Annotated in this window: 15 protein-coding genes; 4 read left to right on the top strand and 11 right to left on the bottom strand. The window is 44.8% G+C overall.

Annotated elements, in window-relative coordinates; genetic code table 11:
- Positions 1-82: 82 nt before the first annotated feature.
- The gene (locus tag J7649_RS10870) at positions 83-370 is read right to left on the bottom strand and encodes a DUF2798 domain-containing protein (RefSeq protein WP_004647201.1); all 288 of its coding nucleotides are present in this window, start codon (positions 368-370) and stop codon (positions 83-85) included.
- 259 nt (positions 371-629) lie between these two features.
- Here J7649_RS10870 and argS point away from each other — a divergent pair, with 259 nt between their 5' ends.
- On the top strand, positions 630-2420 hold the full coding sequence (gene argS, locus J7649_RS10865; RefSeq protein ID WP_004281266.1) for an arginine--tRNA ligase: 1791 nt from the start codon (positions 630-632) through the stop codon (positions 2418-2420).
- 357 nt (positions 2421-2777) lie between these two features.
- Complete coding sequence (locus J7649_RS10860) at positions 2778-3395, top strand: SPOR domain-containing protein (RefSeq protein ID WP_005245641.1); 618 nt, start codon at positions 2778-2780, stop codon at positions 3393-3395.
- 106 nt (positions 3396-3501) lie between these two features.
- On the opposite strand, the gene J7649_RS10855 is transcribed toward J7649_RS10860, so the two are convergent.
- The 6 genes from J7649_RS10855 to J7649_RS10830 form a co-directional block, all read right to left on the bottom strand.
- Positions 3502-4653, bottom strand: coding sequence for an IS4-like element ISAbe18 family transposase (locus J7649_RS10855; protein WP_004645517.1), 1152 nt, complete (start codon positions 4651-4653; stop codon positions 3502-3504).
- 207 nt (positions 4654-4860) lie between these two features.
- Positions 4861-5712: an archaetidylserine decarboxylase gene (gene asd / locus J7649_RS10850; RefSeq protein WP_004729088.1), complete on the bottom strand. Its 852-nt coding sequence runs from the start codon at positions 5710-5712 to the stop codon at positions 4861-4863.
- On the bottom strand, positions 5709-6557 hold the full coding sequence (locus J7649_RS10845) for a sulfurtransferase (RefSeq protein ID WP_219307972.1): 849 nt from the start codon (positions 6555-6557) through the stop codon (positions 5709-5711). The genes asd and J7649_RS10845 overlap by 4 nt, the downstream gene beginning before the upstream one ends.
- Before the next feature lie 184 nt (positions 6558-6741).
- Positions 6742-7947 (bottom strand): nicotinate phosphoribosyltransferase, encoded by a 1206-nt coding sequence (gene pncB / locus J7649_RS10840; protein ID WP_219307970.1) that lies wholly within the window; start codon positions 7945-7947, stop codon positions 6742-6744.
- 119 nt (positions 7948-8066) lie between these two features.
- Positions 8067-8597, bottom strand: a complete 531-nt coding sequence (locus J7649_RS10835) for an ankyrin repeat domain-containing protein (RefSeq protein ID WP_219307968.1) — start codon at positions 8595-8597, stop codon at positions 8067-8069.
- A 185-nt stretch (positions 8598-8782) separates the two neighbouring features.
- Positions 8783-10297, bottom strand: a complete 1515-nt coding sequence (locus tag J7649_RS10830; protein WP_219307966.1) for a catalase — start codon at positions 10295-10297, stop codon at positions 8783-8785.
- A 227-nt stretch (positions 10298-10524) separates the two neighbouring features.
- On the opposite strand from J7649_RS10830, the gene dtd reads away from it, so the two are divergent.
- Positions 10525-10965, top strand: coding sequence for a D-aminoacyl-tRNA deacylase (gene dtd / locus J7649_RS10825; RefSeq protein ID WP_219307964.1), 441 nt, complete (start codon positions 10525-10527; stop codon positions 10963-10965).
- 131 nt (positions 10966-11096) lie between these two features.
- On the opposite strand, the gene J7649_RS10820 is transcribed toward dtd, so the two are convergent.
- From J7649_RS10820 to serB, 3 genes are all read right to left on the bottom strand, one after another.
- Complete coding sequence (locus J7649_RS10820; RefSeq protein ID WP_004647189.1) at positions 11097-11576, bottom strand: SCP2 sterol-binding domain-containing protein; 480 nt, start codon at positions 11574-11576, stop codon at positions 11097-11099.
- A gap of 141 nt (positions 11577-11717) precedes the next feature.
- Positions 11718-12053 (bottom strand): ciprofloxacin tolerance protein AciT, encoded by a 336-nt coding sequence (gene aciT, locus J7649_RS10815; RefSeq protein ID WP_004647188.1) that lies wholly within the window; start codon positions 12051-12053, stop codon positions 11718-11720.
- Positions 12054-12467: 414 nt separating this feature from the next.
- Positions 12468-13688, bottom strand: a complete 1221-nt coding sequence (gene serB / locus J7649_RS10810) for a phosphoserine phosphatase SerB (RefSeq protein ID WP_180180787.1) — start codon at positions 13686-13688, stop codon at positions 12468-12470.
- A 77-nt stretch (positions 13689-13765) separates the two neighbouring features.
- Between serB and J7649_RS10805 the strand changes: the two genes are divergently transcribed.
- Positions 13766-15019: a hypothetical protein gene (locus tag J7649_RS10805; protein WP_219307962.1), complete on the top strand. Its 1254-nt coding sequence runs from the start codon at positions 13766-13768 to the stop codon at positions 15017-15019.
- Positions 15020-15113: 94 nt separating this feature from the next.
- Here J7649_RS10805 and ppk1 read toward each other — a convergent pair whose 3' ends face one another.
- A complete protein-coding gene (ppk1, locus tag J7649_RS10800; RefSeq protein ID WP_219307960.1) occupies positions 15114-17177 on the bottom strand; it encodes a polyphosphate kinase 1 in 2064 nt (687 codons plus the stop codon).
- Between the last annotated feature and the right edge of the window lie 43 nt (positions 17178-17220).

The following is a 17220-nucleotide window of genomic DNA, read 5'->3' as shown; positions in this document are numbered from 1 at the left end:
GACACTATTCGCCATAGAGCCCGACTTTTAAAATGCTCAAGAATTGACTCCAGCCAGCTCAAATTTAAGATTTAAAAAATGATCATTTGGGTGGCTGAGGTCCGGACATATCGACCAATAGTCCAGTGAATTTGCGCACGAACGGCAATAAGGTCACCACAATCGGGAACGCGATCGCCCATGAAATCATCCAGTTATGAAACCAGAGTGCCATAAATCCATCAATCCAGCCGAGATTGCGCAGCATATTGATCATGGAAATAATGCCACTCATCAGGCAGGACAGGATAAAAGGCACAATAATCAATGCCCATTTTGCAGGGAGTTTGGGAATATGACCGATAATGGTCGGACGTTGTGATGCAGCCACGACATGCTCTTTTTACTGTTTTCAGATGACTAATATAAGCCAAATTCTGTACTGTGAAGCATTGTTTTTTTCATCTGAAATGTTGAGCTTAAAACTGGTTTTATTTTCACGGAATTAATCCGGTTATTTTACCTTTCTTTAATCAAAAACTTCTGGCGAAGTGATCCTCTACTTTTTATTCCCTAGAAATGCTTTTACCTAAACAGCCTGAAATTTGCTATATTTGCTGTTTTTCTGCGATCTCTATTTTCGACTGATTATGAATACGGCAATACAAGCAGCTCTCGATCATGCAGTGCACACTTTACAGGCACAAGGCGTACTCCCATCTGACTGGAACAATACAAGTAATTTGACGCGTACCAAAGACCGAAGCCATGGTGACTTTGCGTCGAATATTGCCATGATCGCGTCGAAAGCTGCGGGTATGAAGCCACGTGATTTAGCGGAAAAAATTCTTGCTGCCCTGCCTGAAGTGGCGGATATCAGCAAGGCAGAAATTGCCGGTCCTGGTTTTATTAACTTCTTCCTGAATGCTGACCAGCGCTTTGCAGTCCTTGATCAAATCCAGGCACAACAGGCGACTTATGGTCGTACCCAGGTCAATGCGGATAAACGTATTCAGGTTGAATTCGTTTCTGCCAACCCAACCTCTAGCCTGCACGTGGGTCATGGTCGTGGTGCTGCGTATGGCATGACGGTTGCGAACTTGCTTGAAGCGACCGGTGCAAAAGTCGATCGCGAATACTATGTCAATGATGCTGGCCGTCAAATGGACATTCTGGCGACTTCGACTTATCTGCGCTACTTAGAATTAACGGGTCAGGAACTGGTATTCCCGAAAAATGCCTACCAGGGTGACTACGTAAAAGAAATTGCACAAAGCATTATTGACCAGGATGGCGATGCTTATGTCCGTCCTGTGGCCGACGTGTATAAAGATGTGCCTGAAGATGTACAGTTTGCAGCCGAATTAGATGCTGATGGCAATAAAGTCGTATTGTCTGGTGATAAAGAAAAACACATTGATGGTTTGATCTTTAATTCACAAGCGTTAATTGGCACAGGCTACCGCGTATTCTTGCAAGCCGCGCTTAAAGCAATCTTAGATGATATTAAAGATGACCTCGGCGAGTTTGGTGTAACCTTCAATCAATGGTTCAGCGAAGAATCATTGACAGACAAAATTGAAGAAGCCTTACAGACTTTAGACCAGCGTGGTTTCCTGTATGAACTGGATGGCAACATCTGGTTTAAATCCACTGCATTCGGTGATGAAAAAGACCGTGTCGTAAAACGCCGTAATGGTCAGACCACCTACTTCGCATCTGACATCGCTTATCACCTGAACAAGTTACAACGTGGCTATACCGATATCATCGATATCTGGGGTTCGGATCACCACGGTTATATCGCACGTGTAAAAGCGGCCATTGATGCGTTGGGCTATGACTCGAAAAAATTAACGGTTCTTCTGGTTCAGTTCGTGAGCCTATGGCGTGGCGGCGAGATGGTACAAATGTCATCTCGTTCAGGTCAGTTCGTGACCTTGCGTGATTTGCGTAAAGAAGTCGGCAATGATGCCGCTCGTTTTTACTACGTGATGCGCAAGTCTGAACAGCACATTGATTTTGACCTGGATCTTGCTGTGTCACAAAGCAAGGACAACGCCGTGTATTACATCCAGTATGCACACGCCCGTATCTGTCGTATGTTAGAAAAAGCAGCGTCTACCAATGTTAACTTTGATGCTACAGCGGCACGTAATTTAGCGGCTAAGCTGGAGCTTGATGCTGAAACTGAAATCCTGGCCAAGCTGGCGGCCTATCCAGAAATTCTGGTCCGTGCTGCAAACAGCTATGAGCCGCATCAAATCGGTAACTACCTAAAAGAACTGGCAGCATTATTCCACGGCTGGTACAACGACAATAAAGTACTCGGTGATGATGCTGAATTGACCCAAGCACGCTTATTGTTATCAGTGAACGTGCGTCAGGTACTGCGTAACGGTCTGGAACTGCTTGGCGTATCAGCTCCTGAGAGCATGTAAGCAAAACACTGTTTTGCATGCTCGCAAGGCGAGAGCTAGGCTCGAAGCAGAAATGTAAAGCACTGCTTTTACATTGATGCAAGAAGGTAAATAGTCAAAGCACTGCTTTTACATTGATGCAAGACAAGAGCTATGCTCGAAGTGAGCATGTAAGCAAAACATTGCCGTTTATCTGCTGAGCAGACATTTTGTAACTTTAGCTATGTGCTTGAAGATACAGATAAATTAAAATTCTGTGTGATTTGTGATCTAGAGGATGACTTTTGTATCCTGATCACATAGGATGAAGTGATAGTAGGGGCATAACTGCTGTTATGCCTTTTCTATATGTCCCGATTAATAAGAGGAAAATCCCAAGTGTTTGGAAAAACGCAACGCGGTGTATCTGAAAGACCGAATAAGCCTAAAAAGCCACTTATTCCAACCTGGCTCGGCACACTCGTGATCATTTTAATCGTGTTAAGTTTTTTGATGGCACTGATGCTCTGGAAGCCATGGGAACCAGTTAAACCGAAAACTCAAACAAGTGCTGAATCTGTCCAAGAAGAAGATACCAATAAAGATTACCGTTTTTATGATCTCTTGCCACAGCAACAAGTGACGCCAATTCCTGAACAGGCCGTCCCTGAAAACAAAAATCAGGATACGGTAGTGATTGTAGAAGCACCTCGACCTGAAGTGGCTACACCTGAGGCGACCACAACTGAGCCTGGCTTAGAAGCCAGCGAAGCACCTGTTGCCGCTCCGGCCAGTTATATTCTGCAAGTTCGCAGCTTTGATGATCCAGATCAAGCCGATGCCCGCCGTGCCGAAATTATTCTCAATGGTTTATCTGCCGATGTGGTACGCAGTGTAGAAAATGGCAAAGTCTGGTATCGCGTGGTTTCAGGCCCATATGATTCTGCCGAAGCCGCGATTATCGCGCAGCAAACCTTGCAGAATAGCGGGATTGATTCCATCGTCGTGAAAAGATAAATTTCTAGAAATAAAAAAAGCGCCTGATGGTGCTTTTTTTTATTTGGATCTCTCTCTAACCGTGTCCTTAATAGGAGAGGAAATCCCATTGCTGTCCCACAATTTTTCACAAGAGGAAGCTCATTTGAGCTTCCTCTTGTTTTATGGGTATTTTATCGGGTGAAAATAAAGCTTTTAAAGTTCTTCTTTCAAACAAATTCACTTGAATTATTCTGAGTAAACGTTGAACTGTCCAACCTGTTTTCCCTAAATGTTGAGCGAAACTCACCAATAAATAGGCGATCATCGCAATCCAGATTTGTGTCTGAATTGCGTTCCTGCTGCGGCCTAGAAACGCTTTTAATTTGAGATTCTGCTTAATCGCCTTAAAGAACAGCTCAACTTTCCAACGATCTTTATAAATCGCCGCAATGGTGGAGGCGGCTAAATGAAAGTTATTGCTGAGAAAGCTAAAGTGCTTGCCACTTTGCTGATCTCTATATTCAATTCTTCTTAACACTGGGGCTTTTCTTTTTAGGGCATGTGCGCTATTCAGCTGAATGGTTTCATCTTTTAGAATACCTTTGGATTCAAGCACTGGATGTTGCTGGATCACCTGATACACAGATTTAGGCCTAAAACGTGTGACAAATCCAATGTTTTGAGCAGTCAGATTTGCATACCATTGGTAATCGACATAGCCTTTATCAAAAACTACAATGCTGCCAGCAGGAAACTGGAATTTGCGGCCTTGTACCATGTCATTTTCTTTGCCATTTTCAACTGCAACAAACTCAGGAATATCATTGCTGTGATTCAATCCTATGCTGAGTTTCATGCTGGCTTTTGAGTCGTGAACTTTGGCCCATTCACATAAGGAAAGCGACAGGTCAATATGACTGGCATCCAAGGAATACAAGGGATTCTTAAAGCGAAATTTATGAGCTACTTTTGAGTGTTCATAGTATTTAAGCAACTTGTGAAATAGCTGTTGATACAAGGCAGCAGGCTGCTGCTCATTGATTCGTGCCAGCGTGCTTCGGGGAATAGACTTTGCTCCGAGATGACTTAGCTTTTCCTGTTGGCACTCCAAATTGGATTGAATATCTCTCAGACTTTGTCTACAAGAGAATTGAGACATCAATATGGCAATAAACTGATCCCACCGGGAAGCCGCTCTAAATTTCTGTCCAACATGGTGTACTTTAGCAAGTTGTTCAAAATCCTGTCGCACAACAGGTTTAATTAGCTCATGAAATACGGTATTCTGATGTGACAAAACCTGAATCCTGGTCGTTAAAGTGTTTGTTTGCACTCATATTTTAACTGTTAGGACTCAGGTTTTTTTATTTAAAGCAAACTATGGGACAGCAGTGGAGGAAATCCCCCTTTTTCAAAAGGGGGACTGAGGGGGATTTTTATTTATTCTAAACGAGAAAATATTTAATTCCTCCAACCTCCCTTTAATAAAGGGAGGCTAAAATCTTTAAACTGTATGCCCCAGCGCTTCACCCATATTCACCAAAGAGTTGGCCTTGAATGCAGCATCCCACTGCATTTTATTTTCTTCAAATAAAATCACTGCAGTTGAACCGAGATAGAAACGCCCCAGCTCCGCCCCTTTTTCCAGGAACAGGTCATGCTGATTGAGTTCGATCCGGCCTGAAGGCTTCACTTTGCCGGTTGCCACGGTTTCAATACCCGCCACAATCATCGCACCGACCAATACCACCGCCATACGGCCGATTTCAGTATCAAACAGACAGACCATACGTTCATTGCGTGCAAACAGGCCCGGAATATTTTCTGCGGTCACCTGATTGACCGAGAATAGCTCGCCCGGTACATATAACGTTTCAGTCAAGGTGCCAGCAAATGGCATATGCACCCGATGATAATCACGTGGCGACAAATATACGGTCGCAAATTCACCGTTTTTGAATGGCTCGGCCAGTTGCGGATCAGCAATCAGGGCTTCAACGGTAAATTTCTGGCCTTTGGCCTGAAACACATCGCCATTTTCAATTTTACCCAGCTGGGAAATCGCACCATCTGCAGGCGAAACAATGCTCGTAGCATCTGGATCAACTGCACGGATACCTTCTTTTAGGGCACGGGTAAAAAATTCATTAAATGATTTGAATTTCAGGGCATTGGCCTGTTCAGCAATCGACATATCAATACCATACTGCGCCTTAAAGGCAGTAATTGCAGCAGTTTTGATAATCGGGTTTTCGCTGGCGGCAATTTTACCCACCACCCGAGACAAGCGATGTTGCGGTACTAATCGTTGAGCTTTAATAAAAAACTGTTGTTTTAAACGTGATGTGATGCTCAAGATGGCAGCTCCCCTGTAGCGATTGGACTATCGAGGCGGTTGCCCCATTCACTCCACGCACCATCATAGGCTCGAATTTTCCAGCCCAGTAAACGACCCAGAATATAGGCCAAACCTGAGCGGTGATGGGACTGGCAGTACACCACAACGGGTTGATTCAAATCAAAGCCCAGTTGTTCCAGACGCTGCTGAGTACGTGGTAAAGGCTGTAATTTTAAATGATTTTCACGATTAAGGGCAGTACTCCATTCAAAATGACGTGCTCCCGGAATGTGACCGCCGCGTCGAGCCGCTAAACGTAGGCCAGTATATTCATCTTGTGTACGGCAATCCCAAATTTGAACCTGTTGATTTTCAACCTGTTGGCGCAGTTCATCATAGCCAATCTGAAAATTCGCCTGATGCTCAAGATTGACCCGCAATATATCCTGCACTGGCACAAACTGCTCCTGACTGGAAGAAGTCGGTAAGCTAGCACCGAGCCAGGCATGAATCCCGCCATTCAATAAGCTGGTATTTTCAAAGCCCAGACAATGCAGGTTCCAGAGCAAACGCCCTGCCCATGCCCCGCCCTCATCATCATAAGCCACCACATGATGTTCAGGAGAAATATTCAGATAATCAATGAGAGCCTGCAAGCCTTCGGTATCCGGTAATAGTCCCATCGCCGTTTCTTCCTGACGCACCAGAAGTTTAGGCTTTAAATGCAAGGCATGCGGAATATGCAGCTGCTCATACACAGAGGCACGGCTCAGGTCGACAATACGAAGTTTTTCATGGCCCAAATAGGGAACTAAATCTTCTGCCTCAATCAGCAGGCCAAAATTAAAAGCTGCAGCGGTCATCGTTATCATGGCTATTATTGGTCAAATCCTGTTGATCTTAGCACAGCTGGTTTTTACACTGATGTGCTTTCTTTGCAGATGATTAGCAAGATTTTAGCTAAACCCTGGTCTTAAATAAGCTTGCATAAAAAAACCGCCTCTATATAGAAACGGTTCTTAAAAATTATGAATTTTTCAAACTGACTTAAGCAGGTTCATTGATCTCAAAAACCTGACGCAAATAGGCCAAGAACGTATCATTATCGGTCATGGTTTTGCCCGGACTATCCGAGATTTTGGCTACTGACTGACGGTTACATTCCACCAGTTTCAGCACAATATTGAGTGGGGTTTGCCCCATATCATTGGTCAGATTGGTGCCAATGCCGAAACTGACCTGAAAACGGTCTTTAAAGTACTGATGCAATTTCCAGGCTTTTTCCAGATTCAGGCCATCACTAAAAGTCAGCATCTTGGTTTTGCTGTCTATTTTCAGCTTTTTATAATGCGCATAGGCCTTGTCACCCCATTCATAAGGGTCGCCACTATCATGACGCAAGCCATCAAACAGCTTAGCAAAGTACAGGTCAAAGTCGCGCAAGAAAGCATCCATCCCAACCACATCGGTTAAGGCAATGCCCAAGTCACCACGATATTCCTGTACCCAGCTTTCCAGTGCAGATTTCTGGAAATTACGTAAACGTACGTCCAGCGCCTGAAAAGCTTGCAGGAATTCATGCGCCATGGTACCAATCGGGATAATGCCCAGCTCTTTGGCCAACAGTACATTACTGGTACCACGGAACACATGCGGTGCGGCTTTGTGAAATTCTTCGACCACATGCTTTTGCCAATCGAAACTGTAACGGCGACGCGTACCAAAATCTGACACCAAAAATGGTGGATCATTGGGGTTTTGCGCAGCATCATACTGTTTTAATAGCTCGATTTTGGCTTTTAAACGGCGTTCGCCTTCAGCCAACACTTCAGGCGTGCGAATGCGGCTGAAATATAGTTCATTGACAATCGCGAGAACGAAGATCTCAAACATCATCGCCTGAACCATCGGGCCTTCCACCACAATATCCAGACGGCCTTGACTGTCGATACTGGCCTTGATGAAACGGCGCTTGAGCTGGAACAGTTCCAGATAATCCACAAAGTCACTTTTGATAAAACGTAAGCTTCTTAAATATTGCAGTTCATCTTCTTTGAATTTGAGCTGACACAGCAGGTCCAGTTGATGATTGAGATCATCCAGAATATCCGTCAGTGGATAGACTGTATCTTCCAGATTACGACAACGGAAATGGTAGACACTATGCGTTTGCGGAAACTTGTGTAAGACCACTTGTAACATGGTGAATTTGTACAAGTCAGTATCTAACAGAGAATGGATAATTGGAGCCATAACTAAGGGAATATCGCTGTGCTTATCTCTGCATTAAAGCATAAAAAGTCATGCAATAATGCAGGATTTACGTACAGCTGGCTGTATTTGCGACAAAAGTATCAGAAGCATAACCCGGTTTATTTCTGGGTGTTGGTCTGAGCTTTTTCCTGTTCCTGAATCAGTTTCTGCAACTGTTTTTCCTGACCAATGACCTTGGCAAATTCGGCTGTGGTCTTTTGTCCGGTTTTTTTCGCCTGGGCATCACAATCCACCTGACGCAGCTGCTTGGCAATCGCAAATTCCATCTTGAATAAAGCCCCCATCAAGGCTGTATTGCCTCGATTATCTCGAGCACAGCGGTCGGCACCATGTTTAAGCAAGCTGGCGACAATATCCTGATGACCATAATAAGTCGCCATCATCAGTGGTGTATAACCGTCTTTATTGCGTACATCGACCGGAAAGCCATGTTTTAAAAATTCGTTGATAACTTCGCTATTGCCAATTTTGGCAGCAGCAAAGAACAGGTCGACCAATTCCTGTTGTGAGTTCATCTGAACATGGTTCACAGTTTTAGCGGGGGAGATCTCCTTCGCGACAGTCACGTTTGCGAATGCGGAACCTATCGTGAGAATACTGGCTAAAAACACAGATGACATAACTTTCATGATGAACTCCAGCAGAAATCGAAGGGAAATTTAAGTCCTGAAAAACTGAATTATCCTGAGATGAGATGAAAAACGGAGTGCCTGTAAAACTCCCCCTAGGGTGCAGGAAAGGTTTGGAGTATTACAGGACTTTTTGGAGGTGATGCGCTATGCCCTAGTCACCAGTTCCTCAAGACCAATCGGGATTAGTCTTTTAATTTTGCAGCTTTGGCTTTAACAGTCGCGAGATTACCGTTTACCGCCTTGGTCATACGTGTACCGTAGTCTGTATCTGCCTTGTAGAAATAAGACAACATGATGTGTTTGGTTTCTGAATCTTTCACTGCACCTAAGTCAGCAGCAAGGTTCATGATCAGGTCATCTTTCTCTTTGGCCGTGTATGAACGGTACAGCTCACCTGCCTGCTTGAAGTTCTGCTCTTTCACGCCAATTTGCTGTACATGACCAGATAATGGTGTTTGTACCGCACGTGCTTTTTCAGTGGCAGCTTTTGGCTCTTTACGGCTTGGCTCATAGTTCACATCCGATTCACGCTCAGAGATATTCATGTAGCCATCTTGGTTATTGTTATTCACATTCACCACTGGACGGTTCACCGGAATTTGCTGGTGATTCGCGCCTAAACGGTACATTTGGGTATCCGAGTAAGAGAAGATACGGCCTTGTAGCAGACGGTCTTCTGATGGCTCGATGCCCGGAACCAGGTTACCTGGCGCAAATGCAGACTGTTCAGTCTCATTGAAGAAGTTCTTCGGCATACGGTTCAGGGTCAAAGTACCGACTTTGGTTTCTGGTACCAGCTCAGTTGGCCAGATTTTGGTTGGATCTAACGGATCAAAATCAAAGCTGTTTAGATCTTTAGGATCAATCACCTGAATATATAGATCCCATTTCGGGAAATTACCCGCATAGATGTTGTTATATAGATCATTGGTCAAGTGGTTGAAATCTTTACCCTGCTGTTCAGCCGCTTCTTTCACGTTCAGGCCTTTCACGCCCTGTTTAGAGCGGAAGTTGAATTTCACGTACTTGTATTCGCCTTTGTCGTTATACAGTTTGTAAGCGTGAACACCAAAACCGTCCTGTTCGCGGTAGCTGGTTGGGACACCTTGCTTGCCATAAACATAAGTCAGCATGTTGGTTGCCCAAGGCTGGCTCGACAGGAAGTCAAATACACGGTTGGCATCTTGTACATTGGTGACCGGGCTTGGTTTCATCGCATGGATGAAATCCGGGAATTTGATCGCATCACGGATAAAGAAGACTGGCGTCTGGTTACCGACTAAGTCCCAGTTACCTTCCTGGGTATAGAATTTGATGGCGAAACCATGAGGGTCACGTAGGGTTTCTGGTGAACTTTTACCATGAATGACGGTAGACATACGCACAAAAACTGGAGTTTTGGTACCGGCCTTGAACAATGAAGCGAGGGTAAGATCAGATAGATCTTTGGTCGCAACGAATTCACCATATGCCCCTGTACCACGCGCATGTACGACACGCTCAGGAATACGCTCACGACCAAAACGTTGTAATTTTTGTACCAGTTGAACGTCCTGAAGGAGTACTGAACCATTTGGACCCGCAGTGATCGAGTTCTGGTTATCACCGACTAGTGCGCCATTGTCTTTAGTTAAAGGAGCAGCTTGTGCAGCTGTGACAGTTGCAATCATTGCAACCAGTAATGAACGCTTAAACATTTCTAAATCTCTCAATTTATTACCTTTCCTGCATGGGCTAAGATACGCCAACACAATAAATAGATAAAACAGATTATTTTTATTAATTCAATCGCTTTAATGGATTTAAAAAAATTAATCAATTGATTTTCAGATATTTAAAGTTCATAAAAACAGCATCTCATACTTCTCCAGATTTTATTTTTGCTACAATCACGTCCATCTATCATTAGCAGTCCATATGTAAAATGCGTGCCTTATTACAAAGAGTTTTAGAAGCTAAAGTCGTGGTCGAGGGTGAAACCACTGGGGAAATTGAAAAAGGAATTCTGGTTTTTCTAGGTTTAGGCAAAGACGATAATCTGGAAAAAGGCAAAAAGCTGATTGATAAAATATTGAAATACCGCTTCTTTGATGATGAACAGGGCAAAATGGGCTGGAACGTTGCCCAGGCTGGCGGTGGTATATTGCTGGTTTCACAATTTACCTTGATGGCACAGACCCAGAAGGGTTTACGTCCAGACTTTGGCCCAGCTATGGCGCCTGCCGAGGCTAAAGCACTTTATGAGCAGCTGGTAGAATATGCCCAAAGCCAGTTTGAACATATGCAAACCGGTATTTTTGCCGCCGACATGAAAGTCCATCTGGTCAATGATGGACCGGTGACGTTTAATTTAGAAGTTGAATAACGACATTATTCATCACATTAAAAAAGCCCTCTAATGAGGGCTTTTTCTTTTAAAAATCTTTCATCCTTTCACCCCCCTCTTTGTGTTTCTCCCAAAGGTAGAAAGAAAAGGTTGGATGAAAGATTTTTAACTTATTTACCAGTTTTCTCTTTAATAAACTGACGTACCATTTTCACTTTTTCTTTGACTGGCTTTGGCAGTTTTGGTGGAATCATTTTTGCCACCTGGTTAAACCAAACCAGCAGGCCAAAGTCGCCTTCCATTTTAATGGTGCCACTTTGCATGCCGGTCATAAATGCCGTCGGGTCACCTTTGACCAAGGTCTTCACACCCTGCTCACTGTCAGCAAACTGCAACACAAAATCAGCTTTTTCAGCATCACCAGAAACGGTATCGATATGACCGTTATCCACAATAATCTGACGTGCCATACCTTCATCCGTACCAATCTGGATACGGAATTGACGCCCATGTACCAGTTCAATGAATTTTGGGCTGGTACGTGCCAACTGCTTCATACGTAAAGCTAAACCTGCGACCAGTAAGTCCAGCGGATCTGTACTCATATCAATAAGAGGAAGTTTTAACACAGGAATGGACGACAGTTTCATGGAGGATGCCTATTCTAATTGTACGAAAATTGACAAATATCCTAGCATAGTTCTGGGCTAGGTGGATTATGCAGTTTGTATCATATTTCCAAACTGAAAAATGCACCCATGGGTGCATTTTTTTCATTGCAACTTGTAGAATTAACGGCTTGAAAGCTGCTGCTGGTCGTCTTCATACACTGGCGTATGTTCGATGCAACGGCGTTTTGCTAAAGCACGCTCAGCACGACGATCTTCACGCAACAACAGGCCAGTCACGACCATCATGACCGCAGTTAACGCGCTCAGATAACTATACGTCATTGGTAGCTCAAACCAGGTTTGAGTTCCTACACGAATCACCTCGATCAGGCCCCATACCAGCATCCCGGCCGCCATAAAGCTTAACCAGCGACGATAAGGCGAGAAGAACACAGCAAGCACAGCTACAGCGACTAAACTGAAGCCCACAATCGTTGCTAAATTCGCTGTTACCATATAACCCCCTCCATCCAGATAGATAGTTTCCGCTTGATATTGCAACGCTTCTATCTATTAAATTTCGTTAAATCAATAAAATGGAATCTGTTGATTTGTATCTCTATGCCTGCATTATGCTGAGTTTTTTGCATAAAAAAAGTCCTGTCATCCAGCCTAACGACATACTTTGTCGCGATATTATATTGTCATTACATTTTTTGCTTTTCACATTTTTGTGGATCAACGACTGCGCCAATGTTGGCGTGTCATTACAAAATTATCAGTAGTTTTTTTAAGTGAAAAAATTATTTTTCCGTTTAAGATGATCGATGTTTTTGTAGCCATATTTCAGCTATTCCTTATATCACTCACCTCATAAGCAATAAAAAACGCGACCCAAAGGTCGCGTTTAAAATCAATCAAAGCCTGTACTTATGCACGGTTCAGGTCTTTATCATGTACGCCGAGTAGATAAAGCACACCGTCCAGACCGACGCTAGAAATCGCCTGATTGGCATTTTGACGTACCAAAGGTTTGGCACGGAAAGCCACACCGAGTCCTGCAATGGATAACATTGGTAAGTCATTGGCGCCATCACCAACTGCAATGGTTTGTTCCAGGGAAATTCCCATTTCTTGGGCGATTTCACCAAGCAAGAGTGCTTTGCGTACGCCATCGACGATATGACCTTTGACTTCACCAGTGACTATACCATCCTGCACATCGAGCGCATTGGCATGCACTTCATCAATATCCAGTTTAGTTTGCAGATATTCCGCAAAATACTGAAAACCACCTGAAAGGATTGCAGTACGATAACCCAATGCTTTTAAAGTCGAAATCAGGCGTTCAGCCCCTTCGGTAATGGTCAGGCGCTCGGCAATTTTCGGAAGTACCGATGCGTCCATACCTTTTAATAAAGCCACACGGGCACGGAAGCTTTGCTGGAAGTCCAGCTCGCCTTGCATGGCACGTTCGGTAATTTCAGCGACCTGCTCACCAACACCGGCTTCAATTGCCAGTTCGTCAATAACTTCCTGCTCGATCAGGGTCGAGTCCATATCAAAGCAAACCAGACGGCGGTTACGGCGATAGGCATTGTCTTCCTGCACCGCAACATCGACATTTAATTCATTGGACAGGCTCAAGCAGGCCGCACGCATGGCAGCTGCATCTAGCATTTGTCCACTTAAACCGAACTGGACACAGGCACGTTTTGGCCCTGCGCTCTGGCCATCTAAAATGGGGCGGCCAGACAGACGGGTCACGGTTTCAATATTAAAGCCCTGACCCGAGACAATCTGGGTCACGGCTTGCAGATGAGAGGCATTTAATTCAGGGGCCAATGCCGTTACGATATAACGTGTGCGTCCACCCTCTTTGACCCACTGATCATATTCAGTCGCAGAGATCGGTTTAAAGCGCACAGTTAACCCGATATCATGTGCTAGAATCAGGATCTCCTTCATGGCTAATGCTGTCGCTGTCTGGTCTTCAGAGGCTACAACAATACCTAAGGTTAACTGATTATGAATAACCGCTTGCCCTACATCTAAAATCTGTAGGGAATGGGCGGACAAAACCTGCATTAATCGTGTAAATTGATTAGGCTGGTCAGGTCCTAAGAATGATATAAGAATGATTTCTCGCATGAATTGACTCGGGTCTGAGCTACAACTATTGTTAGAATCATAATCGAAATTGAACAGAATTGCCTTGGAAGTTTACGTTGAATGCGCCTAGACAAGGGCTATTTGCTAGCCTATTGATTGTAAGTTTTGCTCTGCATACCTTTTTACTGGTATTGGCAACCACTCACCAACTGAATGAAAACCGTGCCAATCAGGGACAGCTGATCACCAGTCAACTGGTGACAGACAGCCTGTCTGAGCTTGAACCACCCAACCGCGTTTCTCTGGCGTTGCTGGCAAATCGTTATGCCACCAATCCAAGTGTCGCTTCCATCCGGATTCTAGATGCGAAAGCTCAGGTTTTAGCCACTGGCGGACTGACCAAAACCCGCGAGGGTGAAGTTTTTGTCCGTGATGCGCTGCAAAATGAGAAAAAAGTCGGTGTGATTGAAATCACTCTGATTGAACCAAGTATTGGTGAAATTCTGCGGACACAATGGCTGGCAATTCTGTTCTCGTTCATCATTCATGGTCTGCTCTGGGTCGCTTATCGTGCCGTGGCACGTCCAAGCCGAACCGAATATCTGGCGCGCATCAATAACGAATCGCGACTGAAATTCGAGATTCAGACCCTGACCCAGGCATTGGAACAGGAAAAGCATAATGCGGCACTGGCGATTGCCCAAGCCCAACAGGCAGTGAAAAACAAAGCCAAAGAAAAAGAACATAAGCCGGCGGTACTGGAAAGCGATAGCCTGAGCTTAAACATCCAGTTCTACGATCCAAAACAGTTACTGGATAGCGTGAATAAAACCGTTTCGGTGCCTTATTTCAATCTCTGTCAAATTTTCCTGAATAAAGCCACTGAACTCTGTGTGCAACGCTATAAGTTAAATAGTTCTGATATTTGTACCGTACATAAATTTGATGAAAAAGGTGCCACCATCAGTATCGCAGCAGACAAACCGAATGCCCTGGCCTGCCTGACCATGATCAGTGCCGTGTTCCAGCTGCTTTCGGAAGTGCTGTATAAACGTTATCGTGAAGAAAAACGTTTTGTGCTACAAACCCGCAGCGCGATTGCCTCTAAAGTCGAGGAGATGCAGCTCAGTTCGGTACAGGCCGCTGAGCGTCTGACTCAGCATCTGGTCGCGAAAGAAAGTGCCTTACATGTACCGAATAGCTTGCTGAAAGATGTGAGTGATCACTTCCAGCTGGTCAGCATGCCGAATCCAACCAATGTCCTGACCCGTCATGCTTTTGTGGTGAATGGGATGGATGCTGAAAGCGCCGAGCTGGCACAGACTTTTAGAACCGAAATTCTAAAATCCAAACAGTCCAAAGCCTCATAAATATCACTGAATATTGCAATTAAAAAAGCCGGATTCAATATCTGGCTTTTTGATGGGTACAAAACAAATACGCCAGCGTATCTTGGCCTACCCTTTAAATTTTTAACTGTTTTTGTTCCAGCAGATATTGCTGGGCATTATAAGGCTGGGCCGGATACTGACAAGGGACTTTATGCCACTGACCATCGGCATCTAACTCCCATGCATTTTGACAATCTTTTAAATAACTGATCAGGCCATCTTTATAAATCCGTTTTTTCAGCTCTGGATCCAGCACCGGGAAACAGGTTTCAACCCTGGAAAACAGGTTGCGCCCCATCCAGTCGGCACTGGCACAATACAGTTTCTTGGCGCCGCCATGCTCAAAATAATAGACCCGGGTATGTTCCAGGAAACGTCCTACGATTGAACGTACCCGAATATTTTCCGACATACCGGTAACTTGTGGAATCAGACAGCAGATTGAACGCACAATAAGGTCAATTTTTACCCCGGCCTGCGAAGCCTGATACAGGGCAGCAATTAATTGCGGTTCGGTAAGCGCATTCACCTTGATGATGATCTGCGCGGCTTTGCCAGCCAGGGCAAATGTCTTTTCCTGTTCAATCAGTTTCAACAGTTCGCTATGCAGGGTAAACGGCGCATGTAGCAGAGCTTTCAGTTTGGCCATTTTCCCCATACCGGTCAGTTCCTGGAACATGCGGTGCACATCCTCACAGATATCCGGCTGTGTGGTCATCAGGCCGTAATCGGTGTACATGCGGGCATTACCGGCATGATAGTTTCCGGTACCCAAATGCGCATAACGCAGTAATTCCTGATTTTCACGCCGGACGATCAGAATCATTTTGGCATGGGTTTTATAACCCACGATGCCATAGACCACTACTGCACCTGCTTCTTGCAGGATATTGGCCACCATAATATTGGATTCTTCATCGAAACGCGCCCGCAGTTCAATCACGGCCGTGACTTCCTTGCCATTGCGTGCGGCTTCTGCCAGTACCTGAACAATTTCCGAATCCGGACCACTGCGGTACAGCGTCTGCTTGATCGCCAGCACCGCTGGATCCTTGGCCGCTTCGCGCAGCAAAGTAATCAGTGGCTGGAATGAATCAAAAGGATGATGCAGCAGCACGTCCTGCGCCTTTAAAATTTCAAAAATACTTTTCTGTTTACGGAAAATTTTGGGAATCACCGGACTGAAATGCGGATACTTTAATTCCGGACGCTCAAAGCTGGTACTCAGACGGGACAAATTGATCGGTCCATCAATCCGGTACAGTTCCTGTTCCGTCAGATCAAATTCATCTAGCAAATAGTCGATAATGTTCTGTGGAGAGTCATTTTCAATTTCCAGACGTACTGCACGACCAAAGCGGCGCGAACACAGTTCGTCTTTTAAGGCTACGGCCAGATCGTCAACATCTTCCGACAATACTAGATCGGCATTGCGGGTGACTCGAAAGGCATAACATCCGGTCGCTTTCATGCCCGGGAACAAATCACTGATATGCTGCTGGATGATCGCAGTCAGAAAAATCTGGGTGGTATTGTTTCCGGTGACGTCTTCCGGAATTTTAATCAGGCAGGGTAAGGAACGTGGTGCCGGCACAATTGCCATCTCGATTTCACGGCCAAAGGCATCTTTACCTTCTAGGCTGATAATAAAGTTCAGACTTTTATTCACCAAACGTGGAAAAGGATGTGAAGGATCCAGGCTGATCGGGGTCAGTACCGGTTGCACTTCTTTGGCAAAAAAGGCTGCAATCCAGGCCTTATGTTTTTCCAGAAGACCCTGATATTGAAGAAACTGAATACCCTGCGCCTGGAGTTCAGGCAGAATTGCATGATTCAGCACCTCATACTGTTTGTTCACTGTGGCATGAATGGACTGGGACAGTTGTTGTAGAACCAGCTCGGTGGGTACAGCATCAGGCGTCCGGGTAGTCGCATTCAGGTCTTGCTGTTTCATCAGCCCGGCAATCCTGATTTCAAAGAACTCATCCAGGTTACGGGAAAAAATAATCAGGAAGTTTAAGCGCTCTAAAATCGGTAAATTCGGATCGAGTGCTTGTGCCAAGACACGACGCTGAAATTCAAATAAGGAAAGTTCCCGATTAAAATAGGTCGCTGACGAATGCTGAAATTGTTCCATGCCCTCTCAATGCTGCTGATTACAGTCTGTTGTTTCACATCAT

The sequence above is a fragment of the Acinetobacter lwoffii genome (assembly GCF_019343495.1).
GTDB lineage: Bacteria > Pseudomonadota > Gammaproteobacteria > Pseudomonadales > Moraxellaceae > Acinetobacter > Acinetobacter lwoffii_P.
This window is presented reverse-complemented; position numbering and strand designations above follow the sequence as displayed.